The organism is Streptococcus suis (assembly GCF_002964045.1).
In the GTDB taxonomy this organism is placed as follows: Bacteria; Bacillota; Bacilli; order Lactobacillales; family Streptococcaceae; genus Streptococcus; species Streptococcus suis_U.
On record NZ_POPB01000526.1, the window covers coordinates 1 to 366 of the forward strand.

At 36.3% G+C, this 366-nt stretch carries 1 pseudogene; it reads left to right on the forward strand.

Annotation, left to right across the window (positions count from 1 at the left end):
- A pseudogene (locus C1E99_RS12520) lies at window positions 1–366 on the forward strand (cell division protein FtsK); the annotation flags it as partial.

Here is a 366-nt window from a genome sequence, read left to right on the forward strand (position 1 = left end):
AGGGGGAATCAAGCTATACAAGTAGCTTTAGCATCAAGGTTATGTCTGATGGTTTTCTGTTTATCCCTCGCTTGCCAGCAGGCTATATTATCGATGACGAACTCTATCAAAAGATTTTTCTAATCGCTAACGCTTCGCTATTCCCTCGATATACCTTATTAAAGCAAAACTCTGCCTACTTCATGGCACTTGATACGGAAGATATTCATATCCAACGAGGTCTCTTCTTTCCTTGGAAAAAAGGAATATCTGAACGTCTAGTTATACCTGACCTAGATAAGTTTTTGGATACACTACCTATTGGTAAAATTCCTATTATGAAAGACTTTACCATTAATATGAGTAGAATTAATCATATAGCAATAG